Source organism: Chondromyces apiculatus DSM 436 (genome assembly GCF_000601485.1).
GTDB lineage: Bacteria > Myxococcota_A > Polyangia > Polyangiales > Polyangiaceae > Chondromyces > Chondromyces apiculatus.
The window spans coordinates 115193-133104 of the sequence record NZ_ASRX01000030.1 but is presented as its reverse complement, the minus strand read 5'-3'; the positions used below and the strand labels follow the sequence as shown (position 1 = coordinate 133104).

Annotated in this window: 10 protein-coding genes; 5 read left to right on the top strand and 5 right to left on the bottom strand. The window is 72.4% G+C overall.

The window, feature by feature from the left end; genetic code table 11:
* The first annotated feature begins 73 nt into the window (after nucleotides 1-73).
* Both CAP_RS20620 and CAP_RS20615 read left to right on the top strand, forming a co-directional pair.
* Nucleotides 74-1096: an FAD binding domain-containing protein gene (locus tag CAP_RS20620; RefSeq protein WP_044243693.1), complete on the top strand. Its 1023-nt coding sequence runs from the start codon at nucleotides 74-76 to the stop codon at nucleotides 1094-1096.
* Between the two features lie 30 nt (nucleotides 1097-1126).
* A complete protein-coding gene (locus tag CAP_RS20615; protein ID WP_156040985.1) occupies nucleotides 1127-2338 on the top strand; it encodes a hypothetical protein in 1212 nt (403 codons plus the stop codon).
* A gap of 57 nt (nucleotides 2339-2395) precedes the next feature.
* Here CAP_RS20615 and CAP_RS20610 read toward each other — a convergent pair whose 3' ends face one another.
* Together CAP_RS20610 and bioA are read right to left on the bottom strand one after the other, a co-directional pair.
* Nucleotides 2396-3958 (bottom strand): protein kinase domain-containing protein, encoded by a 1563-nt coding sequence (locus tag CAP_RS20610; RefSeq protein ID WP_197041275.1) that lies wholly within the window; start codon nucleotides 3956-3958, stop codon nucleotides 2396-2398.
* Nucleotides 3959-4367: 409 nt separating this feature from the next.
* A complete protein-coding gene (gene bioA, locus CAP_RS20605; RefSeq protein ID WP_044243684.1) occupies nucleotides 4368-5687 on the bottom strand; it encodes an adenosylmethionine--8-amino-7-oxononanoate transaminase in 1320 nt (439 codons plus the stop codon).
* Between the two features lie 63 nt (nucleotides 5688-5750).
* Between bioA and CAP_RS20600 the strand changes: the two genes are divergently transcribed.
* Nucleotides 5751-6971 (top strand): DUF418 domain-containing protein, encoded by a 1221-nt coding sequence (locus CAP_RS20600; RefSeq protein ID WP_044243682.1) that lies wholly within the window; start codon nucleotides 5751-5753, stop codon nucleotides 6969-6971.
* 361 nt (nucleotides 6972-7332) lie between these two features.
* On the opposite strand, the gene CAP_RS20595 is transcribed toward CAP_RS20600, so the two are convergent.
* Nucleotides 7333-8184: a hypothetical protein gene (locus CAP_RS20595; protein WP_197041274.1), complete on the bottom strand. Its 852-nt coding sequence runs from the start codon at nucleotides 8182-8184 to the stop codon at nucleotides 7333-7335.
* A gap of 51 nt (nucleotides 8185-8235) precedes the next feature.
* Nucleotides 8236-12735: a serine/threonine-protein kinase gene (locus tag CAP_RS20590; protein WP_052375570.1), complete on the bottom strand. Its 4500-nt coding sequence runs from the start codon at nucleotides 12733-12735 to the stop codon at nucleotides 8236-8238.
* Between the two features lie 198 nt (nucleotides 12736-12933).
* Between CAP_RS20590 and CAP_RS20585 the strand changes: the two genes are divergently transcribed.
* Nucleotides 12934-14469 carry a serine/threonine-protein kinase gene (locus tag CAP_RS20585; RefSeq protein WP_044243676.1) on the top strand — a complete coding sequence of 512 codons (1536 nt, stop codon included), beginning with the start codon at nucleotides 12934-12936 and terminating at the stop codon, nucleotides 14467-14469.
* Between the two features lie 16 nt (nucleotides 14470-14485).
* Here the strand turns inward: CAP_RS20585 and CAP_RS20580 are convergent, their stop codons facing one another.
* Entirely contained in the window at nucleotides 14486-15628 is a 1143-nt protein-coding gene (locus CAP_RS20580; RefSeq protein WP_044243674.1) for an SUMF1/EgtB/PvdO family nonheme iron enzyme, read from the bottom strand.
* Nucleotides 15629-15881: 253 nt separating this feature from the next.
* Between CAP_RS20580 and treZ the strand changes: the two genes are divergently transcribed.
* Nucleotides 15882-17771, top strand: a complete 1890-nt coding sequence (gene treZ / locus CAP_RS20575; protein ID WP_044243671.1) for a malto-oligosyltrehalose trehalohydrolase — start codon at nucleotides 15882-15884, stop codon at nucleotides 17769-17771.
* The last annotated feature ends 141 nt before the right edge of the window (nucleotides 17772-17912 follow it).

The window sequence follows — 17912 nt, the reverse complement described above, 5'->3', positions numbered from 1 at the left end:
GGGCGCGGCGGGCGCGGCGGGCGTGCAGGGAGGCAGGGGCGCTGCCCCGGCCGCGGCGGAGTGAGCAGGGGCCATGCTGCCGCTGCCCATCTTCAAGTACCACCGGCCGCGGACGCTCGACGAGGCGATCACGCTGCTCGCGCAGCTCGGGGACAAGGCGCGGATCATCGCGGGCGGCACCGATCTGCTCCCCAACATGAAGCACGGGCTCGTGGAGCCGGAGTGCGTGGTGTCGGTGAGCCGGCTGGAGGAGCTGCGCGGCATCCACCTGGAGCGCGTGCCCGGCGGGGAGGGAGACCGGGAGCGGCTGCTCGTCGGCGCGGGGATGCGCCTCGCCGAGATCGCCGAGAGCCTGGTCGTCCAGCGGGCGGCGCCCGCGCTCGCAGAGGCTGCCGCCCAGGTCGGAGGGCCTCATCACCGGGCGATGGGGACGCTGGGCGGCAACATCTGCCTCGACACGCGCTGTCGCTACTACAACCAGACCTATTTCTGGCGGAAGTCGCTGGGCTTTTGCCTCAAGAAGGACGGCACGGAGTGTCACGTGGTCCGCGGCGGTCAGAAGTGCGTGGCGGCGGCCTCGAACGACTCCGCCCCGGCGCTCATCGCACTCGGCGCGGAGATCGAGCTGCTCGGGCCGCGCGGTGAGCGGCGGGTCCCGGCCGCCGATTTCTACACGGCCGACGGTATCTACAACACGGTGCTCATCCCCGGCGAAGTGGTGGTCCGGGTGGCCATCCCCATCACGGCGGGGCGTCGCAGCGCGTTCGAGAAGCTACGGCGCCGCGGGGCCATCGACTTTCCCCTGCTCTCGGTGGCGGCGCGGGTGGACCTGAACGACGGGGATGAGGGGCAGCCCACGTCGGTGAGGGCGATCGAGGTGGTGGTCTCGGCACTTGGCGCCCGCCCGCGTCGGCTCCGCGCCGCTCTGGCTGTGCCCGTGGGCTCCCCCGTCGACGGGCTGCCCTCCGCCCTGGCCGAGGCCGCTTTCAAAGAGTGCAAACCCCTCACGAACCTCGACGATGACGTGATCTGGCGCCGACAGATGGTCAGGATCTTGGTTCGCAAAGCCGTCGCGCGTGCGGCTTGTCTCGCGTGAACGCGTGAACCCGGGGTAGACTGACCTGTCATGTCCGTACCTCCGCGGTTGTTGTTCGCGTTCGGCGCGGTCATGCTCGTTGCCTGTAGCAAGGGAGGGGGCGGAGACAACGCGACGGGCGCCAGCGCTCCGGAGGGCGAGCACCAGCCGCTCGTGAGCTTCGAGGGGTACGTCTACGTCGACGCCGGCGCGACGGACTACGTGATCTCCGAGCGCGTCCGGCAGCAGATCCTCTCGGTCTTCCCGGCGCTCCGCAAGTCGCACGTGCTGGTGAGCAAGCGCGAGGTGGCGGGCGTCAAGGGCGATGCGTTCGAGCGCGAGCCGGTCGTCGCGGTGGACACGGCGCTCGATGCGCGGCGCCCGGCGGTGCGCGTTCGCTACCGCTACCTGACCCGCGCCGACGTGTCGCGCAGCGTCGAGGGGCGCGAGGAGGTGGAGCTGGCCGTCCTGCACCGGACCCGCGGGCCCGACGCGCGCCGCATCGTGCGCGAGTGCACGGTGCTCGATCCGGAGGACCGGCGCTCGGAGAGCGCGATCAACCTCGACTTCAACGCGACCATCCCCGGCTGCAAGGCGGCGATCCAGGCGGAGCAGGCGGCGATCGATGCGGCGCGCGCCAAGCTCGCCCCGGCGCCGGAGGGCCGCGGCGAGCAGATCCCCGTCGAGGAGCTGACGCGCCTCTACCTGCCCGTGCGCGTGGTGCTCGAGTCGCCGACCGCGGGCGCACCCCTCGGCGTGTTCCCGCGCTACGAACCGTTCAACCCCTCGGCCGCAGTCGCGTCGCCCGTGGCGATCGCCATGGCGCGCATCGCGCCGCCCGGGGCCGCGACAGGGGAAGCGCCGCCGTCCGCCGCCGCTGCGGGAGCGCCCTCAGGAACACCCTCGGGCGCGCGCGAGGAGTGGGAGGCACCCGAGGAGCACGAGCCCCTCGTGGTGGAGCCGGAGCAGCGGCAAGCGCTGGGCGCTGCGGTGGCCGAGCGCATCGAGAGGGCCGCGCGGGACGAAGAGGAGGGGCCGAGCGAGCCTCCGCCCCCAAAGGAGGCCTCGGTGTCCGCGCCCCCTGCGCCGCGCGCTCCCGGGCCGCCGCGCTCGGTGAGGCATGAAGAGACCATGGGGGAGCGGTTCGACAGCATCTTCGAGCAGCTCTTCCAGATGAAGTTCCTGGCGATCTGGATCAGCCTCCTCGCGGTCATCCCCGTCCTGGTCACGGATCGCAAGAAGAAGAAGCCCACGCCCGAATAGCTCGGGGCGGCGTGGACCGGCGCCTGGAACGCGCCTCGGTGCGGTGTCAGCGTGGTTTCAGCGCTTGGAGAGGGCCTCGGCGAGGTCGCCGAGCAGGCCGCGGGCGAGGGTGACGAGCTGCCCGGCGTCGAAGGGCTTCACCAGGAAGGCGGAGGCGCCGAGGCGCGACAGGCGCTGCCACTCTGCGGCGCCGCCGCTGCCCGTCGCCACGATGATCGGGAAGTCTCCGCCGGTCGGCAGCGCGCGCACGGCCTCGGTGAGCGCGATCCCGTCCATGCCGGGCATGTCGAGGTCCACCACCGCGAGGGCCGGCGGCTTCTCCTGGATCACCTCGAGCGCGGCCTGGCCGTCGGGCACCGAGATGACCTCGGCGCGCGGGAGCGCGGCCTCCAGCACCATGGCCACGAGCGAGCGGAAGTCGGGGCTGTCGTCGGCGACGATGACGCGCATGGGCATCCACGAGAGCGGCGCGTCCTCGCGGGCCTTGAGGAGGGCGAAGCGTAGCTCCTCGGCCGTGGCGGTGCGCTCCTCGGGCTCCTTGGCGAGGGCGGCGAGCAGCGGGGCGTCGAAGGAGGGGGGGAGCGTGGGGTTCAGCTCGCTGGGAGGCGGCGGCGCGCGGTAGGCGTGCTGCTTGAACAGCTCGATGAGGTTGCGGCCCTCGAAGGGGAGCCGGCCGACGAGGAGCCAGTAGGCGATGAGGCCGAGGGCGTAGACGTCGACGCGCGGCAGGAAGGCGCGATCCACCGTGCGCCGCAGCGCGACCTCGGGAGCGATGTACGCGGGGGTGCCGGAGAAGGTGGGGCGGTTCTGATCGTCGGGCGACACCTTCTTGGCGAGCCCGAGGTCGGCCACGACCACGCGGCGCCCGGGGCCGACGAGGATGTTGCTCGGCTTGATGTCGCGGTGGACGATGCCGGCCTCGTGGATGGCGGTGACGCCGAGGCACATCTGGTCGAGCAGGTGCAGGGCCTCGTCGAGGGGCAGGGGAGGGCCGCCGCGGCCGCGCACGTAGGCGTCGACCGTGGGGCCGTCGACGTACTCCATGACGAAGTAGGGCGCGCTGCCGTGCAGGGAGGCGGGCGGCCAGCTATCGCGCCCGCTCATCCCGCCGTGGTGCTCGCCGAAGGCGTAGATCTCGACGACGTTCGGGTGGTGGACCTTGGCCATGGCGCGCGCCTCGTCGAGGAGGCGGCTCTGCATGGAGGGGTGATCCATCTGCTCGGAGCGGAGCAGCTTGATCGCGACGGGCCGCTCGAGCTGCTCGTCCTTGGCGAGGAGGATGACGCCCATCGCGCCTTCACCGAGGCGCCCATCCACGCGGTAGATGCCGCCGATCAGGCTGCCATCGGCGGGCGTGAGCAGGATCCCGTCCTCCGCCGTCGACTCCTCGGGAGGGAGGGCGCCGGTGGAGCCGAGGCTCGGACCCGTGGGCGCGGGGAACTCGATCCGGGGCGCCCGCTCCAGGACGAGCGTGTCGATGCTCGCTCCGTTGGGGAGGGTCCTCTCCTCGTCGGCGGGGGGGATCGGTGGGATCGAGGCTTTCCCTGACGACTCCATCTGCGTCGCCTGCGCCGAGTCATCCCCGATGGTACCCACGGGTACAACGGCTGTTCCCGCCATGGACCGACCATACGGGCCCCCCCGTAGGTTTGCAAATGAGCCCATCTGCCCGCTCCCCCTTCGCGTGCCGGTCCGCATGGCAGGCCAGCGCAAATTTCGCGTATCCCGTGCAATCGGTGCACCCCGTTTGACGGTCTGAAGCTGATGGGGGGGGACCATGCCCTCCCTGGATGCACAGACCTCGCCAGACTGCTTGACTGCTATTCCACTTGTGGGGGCGCCTGCAGGTCCGCTCCTCGCGCGTCGGTTCTTCACCTGTGGCTCCAGGGTGCGACAGTCGCTCGAACGACGTCGCTCAGGGTTTGGTTTCCCTCTAGCACGCGCTCCTGGTTGCGCCCGCTTCTCGCGTGGCTCCTGGATCGCCTGCCTCACCTCCCTTCGGAGACTGTTCGAACCGCAGCGACTCCCGTCAACCCTGGCCGAGGGCAAAGAGCACACTTCGCCGGACCACCTCGAGCAACTCGTCGAGGACCTCCTCGGCGATCGTGAGCGGAGGTGCCACATAGATCACGTCGCCGAGCGGCCTGAGATACACCCCGAGGCGCCGCGCCTCTGCGTACGCACGCCACCCGAGGTCCCCCAGGTAACTGGCACCTGGTCGGAGGTCCAGCGCGCCGATCATGCCCAGCGCGCGCGCGTTCGACACGCCCGGGAGCTGCCCCATCTCCTCGAACGCTTGCTTGATCCGCGCAGCCTTCGGGGCGGCGTGGGCGAGGATCTGCTCCTCCTCGAAGACGCGCAGGACCTCCAGCGCGACCGCGGCGCCGAGCGGGTTCCCGCAGAAGGAGTGGCCGTAATAGAAGGTGTTCTCCGGGGCGAGGAAGGCCTCGAAGAGCGTCTCCTTCACGAGCGTCGCGGCCATGGGGAGCATCCCGCCCGTGAAGCCCTTGCCCACGCACATCACGTCGGGGGTCACGCCGGCGGAGGCGCAGGCCCACATCCCTCCGGTGCGCCCGTAGCCGGTGAACACCTCGTCGATCACGAGCAGGACCTCGTGCGCGTCGCACAGCGCCCGCGCCCTCCGGAGCAGCTCGGGGTCGTACATGCGCATGCCCGTCGAGCCCTGCACGAGGGGCTCCAGCACCACCGCGGCGATCTCCGAGCGCCCCTGCGCGAGCGCCTCCTCCAGGGCCTTGAACGCCTTCTCGTGGGCCAAACCCCGCGGCTCCTCCGGTGACGGCGGCGGCACGAACAGGCACTCCATCACCGCTCCGGCGAACGGCCGTCGGAACACCTCCACGCCGCACAGGCTCGTCGCGCCCAGCGTCTCGCCGTGGAAGGCGCCCTCCAGCGCCACGAAGCGCCGCTTCTCGGGGCGCCCGACGTTGCGCCAGTACTGGATGGCCAGCTTGATGGCGACCTCCACGGCGGTCGAGCCGTTGTCGCTGTAGAACACCCGCGAGAGGCCTCTGGGCGCGGCCTTGACGAGCGCCTCGCCCAGCTCCGCCGCGGGCTGGTGCGTCACCCCGGCCAGGGACACGTGACACATGGTCTCTGCCTGGCGACGCAGCGCCTCCACCAGGCGGGGGTGGTTGTGGCCGAGGGTGGCGACCCACCAGCTCGAGTTCGCGTCGATGTAGCTCTTGCCGTCGACGTCGTGGAGACGTGCCCCCTCGGCGCGCGCGATGACCAGCGGATCGACGTCGTCGATGTAGCGGCGCATGGGCGTGTACGGGTGCCAGACGTATTGCTTGTCCAGCCGGATGAGGGTGTCGCGGTCGGGTTGCATCGGCGCGGAGGTTACAGGCGAGTCGCCGCGTCGTGCACTGCCCTCCTGTGCCACCATGCCACCGTGCACCCGGAGGCGCCGCTCGACCCCACCCCGCCCCGCGATCGCCTCGGGGTGCTCGATGTCCTCCGCGGCGTCGCGCTCTTCGGCATCCTCGCCGTCAACCTGAGCTACTGGTTCCGCACGCACCCGATGGTCTTCCTCGTGCACCCGGACCGCTGGCAGGGCGCTGCCGATCAGGGCGTCGATCTCCTCCTGATGCTCCTCTTCAACGGGAGGTTCCTCACCCTCTTCTCCATGCTGTTCGGCGTGGGGCTCGCGCTCCAGCGGGAGCGCGTGGTCGCGGCCGGCGGTCGTTTCTATCCGCTCGCCGCCCGTCGCCTCGCCGTGCTCTTTCTCATCGGCGTCGCGCACCTCGTGCTGCTCTGGATGGGCGACGTGCTCCACCTCTACGCCCTCTTCGGGCCGCTCTTGCTCTTCCTCCTCGCCCGGACCACGCGCACCCTGGCGATCTGCACGGGGCTCCTCGTCGCGCTGCCGGTGCTCATGAGCGTGTGGCACCTGGTGACGGCGAGCGGGGGCGCGCCCTCCGCGCCTCCGGACATGGAGGTGTACCGCCAGCAGGCGCTCGAAGCGCTCCGCGTCTACGGCCACGGCGGCTTCGTCGAGGTCACGCGCTACCGCATCACGGACTACATCCAGCAGATCCCCACGCTCGCGCTCATCGCGCACGCCGTCCCCCTCTCCTTCCTGGTCGGGGTGCTCGTGTGGCGCGCGGGCATCGTGCAGGAGCCGCAGCAGCACCTGAAGGCGCTCCGGCGCGTCGCCCGCTGGGGGCTCGCCTTCGCGATCGCCTTCTCTGTGGCCGAGATGATGCTCCGCCCCCGCCAGGGGCAGCTCTCCCCTCTCGGGCGGGTCCTCGTGGAGGTGATGGGGTCTTTCGGGCCCGCGATCGTGGTGCTCCAGGCGCTCGCGTATGGCGCGTGGGTGGTGCTCCTCCACGAGCGGGTCAGGGTGCGCCCGTGGCTCGCCACGATCGCTGCGGCCGGGCGGATGGCGCTCACCTGCTACCTCCTCCAGTCGCTGATCTGCGGCCTGCTGTTCTACGGCTACGGGCTCGGCCTGTACGACCGCGTGAGCCCCGGGGTGGGCATGCTGATGGTCGTCGCCATCTACGTGGCGGAGGTCGCTTTTTGCAACGCGTGGCTACGGCGCTACCGCTTCGGGCCGGTGGAGTGGGTGTGGCGCTCGCTGACCTACAGACAGGCACAGACGATGCTCTGAGCCGCGACGAGCTGCATCGAGGGGCGAGGAGATGCGAAAAGATGCGAAGAGATGCGAGGAGAAGTGACGAGGCGCGGCGGGCGGCGAGGCACGTATGCCTGCCACGCACATGAGGACTCCTGTCCTCAGCGACGCATGCAGGCCGATGCTGGAGGGCCTCATGCCCCTGCCTCGGGACGCCGTTGCGCCTCCCTGAAGCGTACCTCCGTGCGCCCGCCACGCGCCCGTACGGCTCGCGGTTCGTGCAAATCGTGCGCCCTGTTCGGGCCAGGTCCGCGCGACGTTCAAGCCACCTTCGAGCCACCTTCACGCCGCGCTCGTGCCCTGCTCGGGGCACGTCAGCGCGGTGTCCGCGCTCCGTTCAGGGGGCGCTGCAGAGCGGGTACAGCGACACGAACGTCGACGTCTCCAGGCGCGTGGCGATCGCCTCGGGGTACGAGGGCCCGAGGAGCAGGCCGCAGGAGGGGTCGCCCTCCGCGTCGTACGCGCAGCTCAGCGCACAGAGGCCGAGGACGTTGATCCCGCACGTCGGCGACAGCCCGCAGAGCCGCTGCAGGCTGCTCAGGCTCAGGCCCACGCCGCACGCGAGCTGGAGGCCGACGTTGGCGCAGACGTAAGCCTTCCCGTTGCTCGTGAACAGGTTGCCGAACGCCGTCGCGTCCGGCACCCCGAACGACTGGGTGGAGAGGCCGTCGCCGCGGTCGAGGGCCGGGTGGTTGCCGAGCAGCAGGATGGGCACGTGGGCGCCGACACCGTTCAGGTGCTGGAGCAAGCACGCCGTCACCCAGCGCTGCTCACCGGCGTCGAGGCCGCGGGTCTTCCACGCGGCCGCGAGGCCCATCCGCCCCGGGAACAGCGTCCCGGACTCGTCCTCCACGCCGTCGCCCGCGTCGAGCGCGCACTTGAGCGCATAGCCGAGGACGCTCCTGCCGCCGTCGGTGCCGCGCAGCCTGGAGGGGACGAGCGCTCCGTCTGCGCCGACCAGCGCCGACTGCCCGAGGGTCCGCAGTGCCTGCTGGTTCTCGGGTTTCCAGAAGTCCACCGGGTTCATCCCGTTCACGCCGAGCGGACCCTCGGGGCGCGCCGCCGAGACGGCTTCCGCGGTCGCCTCTTCGTCGTCACTCCCTTCGTCGAAGGGTTCATCCTCCGGTGCGGCCATGCACCCCGCGAGGAGCATCGCTGCGCCGACCCATGTCAACATGCCAAGTTTCATCGCTCTTCTCTTTCTTCCGAAGAATTTGCGGCCCCTCAGGGCCGCCGGGGCTCACCAACGTCCCCTCGTGCCTGCCAGCTCCCGCCCGAGTGCCTCGAAGCGGGTCTGCCACACGGGGTGTTCTCCACGACGTCGATCAGCGTCTTGCAGACACCAGGCCACCTCGTCCCAGCAGCCGCGGTGTGCCGCCGTGCGTGCACGCCAGTACAGACGCAGCAGGACGCCCTCGCGCGGCGACACCCGCACCGACTCGGCGAGGATCGCGTTCCAGTCCTCCTCGGGGGGGGTCATGCCCGGTGCGCCCAGCTCTGCGAGCGCCCTGCGGATGGCCCACCACCGCGGGTGGTCTTCAGGCGAAGGGGGGCAGTGCGCCGCGATCCAGGTGACGAGCTGGGCGGGCTCCCCGAGCTGGCCCATGGCCAGGAGGATCTCCGCGAGGAGCAGCGCGCCGAAGTAGGCGGGGCCGTCGGCGAAGCGCTCCTCCAGCAGGCGCGCGCGGCGCGCGAGGGGCAGCGCTTCGTCCTGGCGGTCCGCCCAGTAGAGCAGCGAGGCCACGTTGTACGAGGCGAAGCGCTCCAGCTCCGGGTTGCCGATCTCCCGCGCGATCTCGATGGCGTGTTCCAGGTCCTGGATGGCGCGATCCGGCGCCTGCCGCGCGGTCCACAGCGCCACGCGGTTGATGTAGGCGCTGCACAGGTGGAAGTGGTCCCCCGAGGTGTTCGCCTCCGCGAGCGCCTCGGCGAAGCGCGCCTCGGCCGCGTCGAGGCGCCCGGCGCGGGCGAGCTCGAAGGCCAGCATCACCCGGGCGATGCGGCGCGGCTCGTCGTCGCCCGTGCGCCGCGGCGACTGGAGCGCCTGGGTGAGCTTCGCCATGGAGGCCTGGTTCTCCCCGCGGCGCCACAGGGTCCGGCCTTCGGCCACCTCGAGCTGGAGCCCGAGGCACGCGTCGCCGGCCACGCTCCCCCGCCGCGCCCGCACTGCGGCCGCCTCGTCCACGCGCCGCGCCGAGTCCTCGAAGGCGTACTGCCAGTCGAGCGCCGTCGCGTCTTCGAGGAGCGCCTCCACCTCGACCTGGGCGTCCTCCGCCGCGCGCGCGGCCGTCACCGCTGCCGCGAGGTCCTCCCGGGCCTCGGCGATCCGCGACATGCGCGTCCGCGTCTTGCCGCGTCCGAGCAGCACCGCGGCCCTGCGCCGGCTCTCTCCGTCGGCGCCCTCTGCGCCCATCGCGAGCGTCGCCGTGTACCGCTGCTCCGCCTCGCTGTACCGGTGGGCCCGCGCCGCCACGTCGCCGAGCTGCGCGCACGCCTCCGCGGCCCGCTCCATCTCCCCGCAGCCCGCCGCGTGGTGGGCGATCGCCTCCACGTGGGCCGTGGACGCCTCTCCACGCCTCATCCGCGCCTCCCAGTGCTCCAGCGCGTACCTGTGCACCGAGGCCCGCTGCCCAGGGTCGATGGCCCGGTAGATCGCGTCCTGCATCACGGCGTTCTGGAAGGCGTACTGTCCGTCCGCGCCACGTCGCAGCAGCCCTCCCTCGGCGAGCGCGGCGAGCGCCATGCCCGCGTCCACCGGCGAGCCCGGGGCCCCGTCCCGCTCCGCCGCCGCGAGCACGCTCTCCAGCGCCGCGCGGCTGAACGACGGGCCGAGCGCGGAGCAGAGCCGCGCGCAGGCCGCGAGTTCCGGCGTCAGCATGTCCAGGCGCCGCGCCGCCAGCCACTGCCACCCCGGCGCGCTCTCCACCTGATCCAGCGCCGCCGCCGCCAGGTAGTAGCTCCTGCCGCCCGGCCGGGGGCGCACGGCGCCGCTGCGCTTCAGGGACCGCACAATCTCTTCGAGGCACGCCGGGTTGCCTCCTGCCCATGCCCAGAGGTGCCCCAGCGCCTCGGCCGATGGGTACTCGGCGGGGGCGAGCAGGCGCGCCGACAGCTCCATCCCCGCGGCCTCCTCCAGCGGCTCCAGGGTGATCTGCGTGTGCCGCTGGCTGCGCGTTCCCCAGGCGCGCCGCTGGGTGACGAGCCGCGGCTGGGCCACCACCACCGCCCAGAGCCGCACGCCCGCGCCGTCGAGGGTGGCGGCCTCCAGGGCGTCGAGCACCGCGTCGTCGGCCCACTGCGCGTCGTCCAGGATCACCGCCACCGGGCGCTCCCGCGCCATTGCGCGCAGCACGGCGGACATCGCCCTGACCAGCCCGTGGCGCGTGGCAGCCGCCGGGACGCCCCAGGCTGGCTTGTTCTCGAACGCCGCGGCCTCGATCATGGGCCACAGCTCGTCGCTCACGCCCTTCTGCGGCCTGCCTCCTTCGAGCAGCCGCCGCAGGAGCCACGCGCCCTCCGGCCCCATCTCCGCGACGGCCGCGGGTGGAGCCGCCTGCAGCTCGATCACCAGCGGCTCGGCCTGAGCACCGGGCTGCGTGTCGGGTTGCGTGTCGGCTTGAGCACCGGGCTGAGCACCGGGCTGAGTGCCGGGCTGAGTGTCGGGTTGCGTGTCGGGCGTGGCTCCCGCTCCGCGCTCCGGGTGATCGCCGTGCATCACGCGAGCCGCGCGCGCAGCCCGTGCGGCCTCGCCCGCGAACCGTGATTTGCCGAGCCCGGCGTCTCCGAGCACCGTCAGGAGCGCGGGGCACGTGCCGTCGAAGGCGGCCTCCACGCTGGCGTGAAGCTCGCCGAGCGCCCGGCTGCGGCCCAGCAGCGTGTCGTCCCGCGGGGCGACCGTCTGCGTGTCGCCGTCGTCCAGCGAGGCCGTGAGGTTCGTGGTGCCGGTCGTGTTCGTGAGGGACACGTCCGTGGTGCTCGTCGAGCCCGTCGAGCCCGTCGATTGCCTGAGCATCGCAGCGGTGGCGATCAACCCGGTGGGGGTCGCGTCTCCCCAGCGTGACGCGCCGTGTGCACCCGCGGTGGTCGTGCCGGTCGTACCGGTCGCGCCGGTTGCGCCGGTTGCGCCGGTTGCGCCGGTTGCGCCGGTTGCGCCAGTTGCGCCGGTTGCGCCAGTTGCGCCAGTTGCGCCGGTTGCGCCGGTTGCGTCGGTGCCTGCGTTGCGCACGCCGGTCGTCTCTGTGTCCAGGGTGGCGGTTGCGCCGGTGCTGGTGGCGCCGGTGCGGGTGACACCAGTGAGGGTGGCGCCAGTGGGGGTGGTGCCCGTGCTGGTGATGCCCGAGGAGGGGCCGAGGTGCTGTGACAGCGCCGGGGTGATCGCCACCCCGCCCCACGGTTCGGCGGGTATCCACTCCTCCGGGCGTTCGAGCGGCGCTCCGTAGGCCGAGAGCGTCCCGCCTGCGCCGGCCCGCAACGTGACCGTCGCGAGGTGCAGGGCCACGCGCGCACCGTGCCTGCCCACCATCTCCCGCGCCGCGGCGAGCGCTGCCCGGGCCGGGTCCTCCAGGTCCTTGCCCGAGAACACGCCGACGTAGCGCGTCCCCCGCCGGCGCGCGACGATCCCGCGGCGCGCGGTCATCGCGGAGACGATGCCCGCCGGCGCGCCCTGCACGTCCACGGCGAGGAGCACCACCGGCTGGCTGCTCTCGCCCATGAGCCGCGGCGCCAGCTTGCCGCCGTCGGCCCTCGTGCTCGGCCTCGGCTGCGAGGGCGTGGCGCCCCTCTCCGAAGGGGCGGCGCTCACCTCCTGGAGCAGCCGGCGCAGCTCACCGAGCCGGGGGCGGCGCTCGGGCTCCTTCGCGAGGCACGCGAGCGTGACCTCCTCGAGCGCCTCCGGCACCGGCGCGAAGTCTCCGGGCCGCGGTGGCCGCAAGAGCAGGTGCCCTCGCTCCACCGCGGCCACCTCGCCCGAGAACGGCGTCTGCCGCGTGAGCATCTCGAAGAGCACCACCCCGAAGGCGTACACGTCGGCCCGCGCATCCACCCGCTGGTCGCCCCGGATCTGCTCGGGAGCCATGTAGAGGGGCGTCCCCACCACCGCGGCTGTGGCCGTGGTGTCCATGTCCACGGCCTGGGTCGGCTCTGGCGTGGCTTGCGTGGCCTGCGCGCCGTGCGTCTGGAAGTCGAGCAGCACCACCCGCTCCCCCGGCTCCGCGACGAAGATGTTGGACGGCTTGAGGTCACGGTGCACGAGCCCCGCCACGTGCAGCGCAGAGAGCGCCTCCAGCAGCTTGCACGCGAACTCCGTCACCCACGCTGGATCGGGCGGCGCTTCCAGCGCGGCGAGCCGGCTTGTGAGCGTCGCCCCGGTGAGCCGCTCCATCACCAGGTACGGCCGCCCATCGTCGAGGCAGCCCTCGTCGTGCACGCGCGCCGCGAAGGGGGGCCCTACCCACGTGAGCGCCTCCCGCTCCTTCCTGAAGCGCGCGACGGCGGGCGGCGCGGCGTTCCGCGAGATCTTCACCGCGACCTGCGCCCCATCCGCGTCGCGTCGGGCTGCCCACACCACCGCGAAGCCACCCTCGCCGAGTGGCGCTTCCAGCGTGAACCCGGGCACCGTCGGCGCCTCCTCTCCAGGCCGATTGGAGGCGCTCACCACGGGGCCTGCTCCGCTGGAGAGGATGACGCGCCACGGCGCGCTCGGCGCTGGATCCGCCTCCTCGGAAAGCTCGGACTTCTGCATGGCCCCTTCATCGGGAAGAAGACCCTCGGTGCCGCCCCGGCATCATCTCACCAGCCTGGTGCCAGTGACATCTCCTGCGGCATCGGGGGATGTTTGCGCTCGCGCTGTGTCGCTGACTCTGCACGCGTTCGTCGGAAGGCATAGGTGTCGCCCGCCCGGTTGCCCGCGAGGCGCGCCGATGGTTTACCTCGGAGTAGTATGGCCCGTCCTGACGACGAGACACTGCCGAGCCCCACCCCACCCTCCGCCACCGAGGTGGAGGCGGTCGCGCTGACGGACACCCTGCCGCACGGTCACGGCAATCCTCGTCCGGTCGACCCCTTCGGCCCCACCCTGCGCCGCTCGGGACCCCGCCCCGTCCCTCCCCTCGCCGGCGACTACGTCCTCGGCGCGCTCCTCGCCGAGGGCGGCTTCGGCATGGTGGTCCTCGGCGAGCACGCGGCGACAGGGCAGCGCGTCGCCGTCAAGATCCCCCACCTCGAGCTCGCCACGAACGCCCAGATCGTCGCCCGCTTCGAGCGCGAGATCGAGGTCATCCGCAGCCTGGTCCACCCCAACGTGGCGACCATCTACGACGCGGGCCGCCTGCCCGACGGGCGCCCGTTCTTCGCCATGGAGTTGCTCGAAGGCGAGACGCTCGACGCGCACCTCTCGACCTACGGCCGCCTCACGCCCCAGGAGGCGCTCGCCATCCTGGAGCCGGTGTGCTCCGCGCTCGACGCTGCGCACGCCCACGGCATCATCCACCGCGACATCAAGCCTTCCAACGTGTTCCTCGCGCGCGACCCCACGGCAGGCGCCGACGCCAGGCGGGTGGTCCTGCTCGACTTCGGGGTGGCCAAGCTGCTCGACGTGTCTGTCCCTTCCCTCACCGCCTCCCGGCAGATCGTGGGGACGCTCGCGTACCTCAGCCCCGAGCAGCTCCTCGCCCAGCCCGTGGACATGCGCGCCGACATCTACGGGCTCGGCGTGCTGCTCTTCACCATGCTGGTGGGCCAGCCCCCGATCGCCCCCGCCGCGTTCCCGGTGCTGAAGCAGCTCCTCCTGCACGGAGGCGCCCCGCGGCCGAGCCTGCAGGCCGCGGTGAGCCCCGCGCTCGACGAGGTCGTCCTGCGCGCGATGAGCCGCAACGCCAAGGATCGCCATCCGAGCGCCTCCGCCTTCCTCGCGCATGCCCGCGGGGCCGTGACCTCGGAGCGCCCGACGGTCGCCGCCCCGCCCCCGGCTGCTGGCCGCCGCGCCGTGGGCATCTACCTGGAGATCCTCACCGACCCGGGCGCCCTCGACGCGCCGGATCCGGCCCTGCTCGACGACATCGAGGCGATCCTCCCCGCGGCCCGCGCCCGCCTCGAAGCCGAGGGGCTCACCTCCGCGCTGGAGACGGGGATGAGCATGCTGTTCACGCGCGACCGCCCCGTCGAGCGCCACCTCGGCGACGCGGCGCGGCTGCAGATCCTCGGCGCCGCGCTCGCGCTGCACCACGACCTCGACAAGCGCCCCGGCCGCGACCCGCGGGTGCACCTGCACCTCAGCGCCCACACCGGCGAGGTGCGCACGAACACCGAGGGCACCGCGCTCGGCGGCGATCTCCTCGACCTCCCGGCCTGGACCCCCGAGGCCCCCGAGGAGGGCGTCTTCGCCTCCGGCGCCATGCTCCACGGCCTTGCCCAGGGCGCCTGGCCCGCGTTCGCGCCATGCTCGCCCCTCGTCCGCCTCTCCGCCGAGCCTTCGTAGGCCAGCGCCGCGGAGATCACCCCGCAGGCTTCTTCCCGCGTGCCTTGCGGGTGTCCTTCGCGGGAGGCGGGGGGAGCGTGGCGTCGTCGCAGCAGCGGAAGCCGGTCGAGTAGTCGTGGTAGCCCGGCTCGTGGGCCACGGTCGTGTAGTAGCAGCCGGGCCCCAGCTCGCTCGTGGTGCTGAAGAAGCCGCCCATGAACACGCCGTTGCCCTCGCGCCAGGGCTGCTTGCGGCGCTCGACCTCTTCGCCGTCGAGCCGGTCCATCAGCTCCTGGTCAACCATGTCGCCCACCCACTCGTGCAGGTTGCCGACCATGTCGTGGACCCCGAGGTCGCTCACGCACCCCTCGTACTCGCCAGCCTTGGCGAGGAACCCCGGCTCCAGCGCGAGCCGCGGGCTGTTGAACTCCTCGTACGTCCAGCCCCGCTTCTTCTCGCCGAAGAGCGCCGAGAGGAGGTGCGGCTTGCCCGTCGCGCACGTTCCCCGTTGCCCGCGGTTGCCGTACGGGTAGCGCTGCGTTCCTTTGCCGCGGCACGCGCGCAGCCACTCCCGCCGCGCGCAGAGCCGCTTGCCGGCCGTGACGCACGCGGCCTTCGCCTCCACCCGGCTGATGAACGCCTGCGGGAACACCCCGGGCGCGCTCCGCGCCTCGTACTTCACCCCCGCCTCGGGCCGCTGCGCGTGCGGGTGGATGGAGCCCGCTGCGAGCGGCACGCCCTCGCCGTTCGTGCTGGCCTCCGCGACGACGAGGTGCGCCTCCCAGCGGTCGACGCAGAACGTGCCGACGAGGCTCATGTCCGCCGGGCACGGCGGCGCGATCTCCGGCGCGGCGCTGGCCAGGGCGCCCGCGGTGCCCTCCGGGGAGGCGGTGCCTGCCGGGGCGCTGGGCGCTGCCGGGAGCGCGGCGGGGTTCGTCATCACGCTCGCCTGGATCACCTCGGCGCCTGCGGGCACCACGGGCGCGGTCGGCACCAGGGCCGCGGACGCCGCGGCAGCCGACGCAGCGCCCACGGTGTCCGGCGCCGGAGCGTCGCTGCCAGACCCCGGCGGGCCCTCGGCCGGTGCGCGCTCGTCGGGTGCGCGCGCGCAGTGCAAGCACGCACATCCCAGAAGCGTGAGCAGCGCGAGGAGGTGGGGGAGGTGAGACGGCCCGGGCACGGGCCGCGAGTCTACCCGGACTTCGTCTGGCCAGGGCGCAAGCCCGAGGTCGCGTGGGGTTCGACACCGCGGATCGTTGAAATCCGGCCGCTACACACGTGCTTCACCCGCGGTGTCGGGAAGGGGGAAACCTGACCGGCAGAACCCGGGTGGCAGACCAGGATGGGCCCCCTCTACAGTGAGGCAGAATGCCTCTTAGATTCCTGCCGTGGGGAGTGGCAAGCGGGCTGAAGGAAGAGCGGACTCGCCAGGGGTGACCCGGCGGCTTCCCGTGGGCGCCGAGATCGTGGCAGGCGGGGTGCACTTCCGGGTCTGGGCGCCGCGGCGCGCGCGGGTCCAGGTGGTGGTCGCCCCCGGCGAGGCCGGCGCGAGGCGGGTGCCGCTCTCGGCCGAGGAAAGAGGGTACTTCTCGGGGCAGGTCGAAGGGATCGGGGCCGGTGCGCGCTACGCCTTCCTGCTCGACGACGACGAGAAGCCCTACGCCGACCCTGTCTCGCGCTGGCAACCCGAGGGGCCGCACGGGCCCTCGGAGGTGATCGACCCCTCCACGTTCGCGTGGACCGACGCGGGGTTCCCGGGGGTCGGGCTGCGGGGGCAGGTCATCTACGAGATGCACCTCGGGACCTTCACGAAGGAAGGGACCTGGGAGGCCGCGGCGCGGCGCCTGCCGGAGCTCAAGGATCTCGGCGCCACCACGCTGGAGTTGATGCCCATCGCGGAGTTCCCGGGGCGCTTCGGCTGGGGCTACGACGGGGTGTGCATGTTCGCGCCGTACCACCACTACGGCACGCCCGACGACGTGCGGCGCTTCGTGGACAGGGCACACGCGCTCGGGCTCGGGGTGATCCTCGACGTGGTCTACAACCACCTCGGGCCCGACGGGAACTACCTCCGGCAGTTCGCGCACGACTACTTCTCCGAGCGCTACACGACCGACTGGGGAGAAGCCCTGAACTTCGACGGCGAGCGCTCGGGACCCGTGCGCGAGTTCTTCCTCGCCAACGCCGGCTACTGGCTCGACGAGTTCCACATGGACGGGCTGCGGCTCGACGCGACGCAGTCCATCTTCGACAGCTCCGGAGAGCACATCCTCGCGGTGATCGGGAGGCGGGTCCGCGAGGTCGGCGGCGCGCGCACGACCTTGATCATCGCGGAGAACGAGCCGCAGGAGACGCGGCTCGTCAGGCCCACGGAGAAGGGCGGGTACGGGCTCGATGCGCTGTGGAACGATGACTACCACCACGGCGCCATGGCGGCGCTGACGGGGCGGAGCCAGGCGTACTACTCGGAGACGCCGGGGACGCCGCAGGAGTTCATCTCGGCCGCCAAGTGGGGCTACCTCTACCAGGGGCAGCGCTACGCCTGGCAGAAGAACCGCCGCGGGACGGCGGGGCTCGACCTCGCGCCGGCGAAGTTCGTGACCTTCCTGGAGAACCACGATCAGGTGGCGAACTCGGCCCGGGGGCTACGCCTCCACGCGCTCACCTCGCGGGGGCGGCTCGCGGCGATGACGGCGCTCACGCTGCTCATGCCGGGCACGCCGATGCTGTTCCAGGGGCAGGAGTGCGCGTCGTCGCCGCCGTTTCTGTACTTCGCCGATCACGGGCGGGATCTCGCGGCGCTGGTGCGCAAGGGGCGCGCGCACTTCATGGAGCAGTTCCCCAACATGGCCCACGACGAGGGGCAGGGGCTGCTCGACGACCCCGCCGCGCCCGAGACCTTCGAGAAGTGCAAGCTCGACCCCGAGGACCGGGTGCGCCACGCGTCGACGCTGGCGATGCACCGGGATCTGATCGCCTTGCGGCGCGAGGACCCGGTGTTCTCGGCGCAGAGGCCGCGTGGGCTCGACGGGGCGGTGCTGGGCCCGGAGGCGTTCGTGCTGCGCTACTTCGGCGAGGAGGGGGACGACCGCCTCCTGCTCGTGAACCTCGGGCGCGATCTGCACCTGGTGCCGGCCCCCGAGCCGCTCCTCGCGCCGCCCTCCGGGATGCGCTGGCAGGTCCTTTGGTCGAGCGAGGACCCGCACTACGGGGGTGACGGCACGCCGTCCATCGAGAGCGAGGAGGAAGGCTGGTTCTTGCCAGGTCAGTCCGCCGTGGCGATGCGGCCCGTGATGGGCGGGGGGCGCGGAGGCCAGGGGTGAGCCAGGAAAGTCTGACGAGAAAGCTGGCGAGAGGGCCAGGGGCGCGTCAGAGAACGCTGGCAACGCTGGCAACGCTGGCAACGCTGGCAACGCTGGCAACGCTGGCGATGCGCACCAGAAGCACCACGAGGAGGACGCGCG

Coding starts and splice junctions, on each gene's coding strand:
- CAP_RS20615 (WP_156040985.1), top strand. CDS start 1,127: ATGTCCGTACCTCCGCGGTTGTTGTTCGCGTTCGGCGCGGTCATGCTC.
- CAP_RS20610 (WP_197041275.1), bottom strand. CDS start 3,958: ATGGCGGGAACAGCCGTTGTACCCGTGGGTACCATCGGGGATGACTCG.
- bioA (WP_044243684.1), bottom strand. CDS start 5,687: ATGCAACCCGACCGCGACACCCTCATCCGGCTGGACAAGCAATACGTC.
- CAP_RS20585 (WP_044243676.1), top strand. CDS start 12,934: ATGGCCCGTCCTGACGACGAGACACTGCCGAGCCCCACCCCACCCTCC.
- CAP_RS20620 (WP_044243693.1), top strand. CDS start 74: ATGCTGCCGCTGCCCATCTTCAAGTACCACCGGCCGCGGACGCTCGAC.
- CAP_RS20595 (WP_197041274.1), bottom strand. CDS start 8,184: ATGAAACTTGGCATGTTGACATGGGTCGGCGCAGCGATGCTCCTCGCG.
- CAP_RS20590 (WP_052375570.1), bottom strand. CDS start 12,735: ATGCAGAAGTCCGAGCTTTCCGAGGAGGCGGATCCAGCGCCGAGCGCG.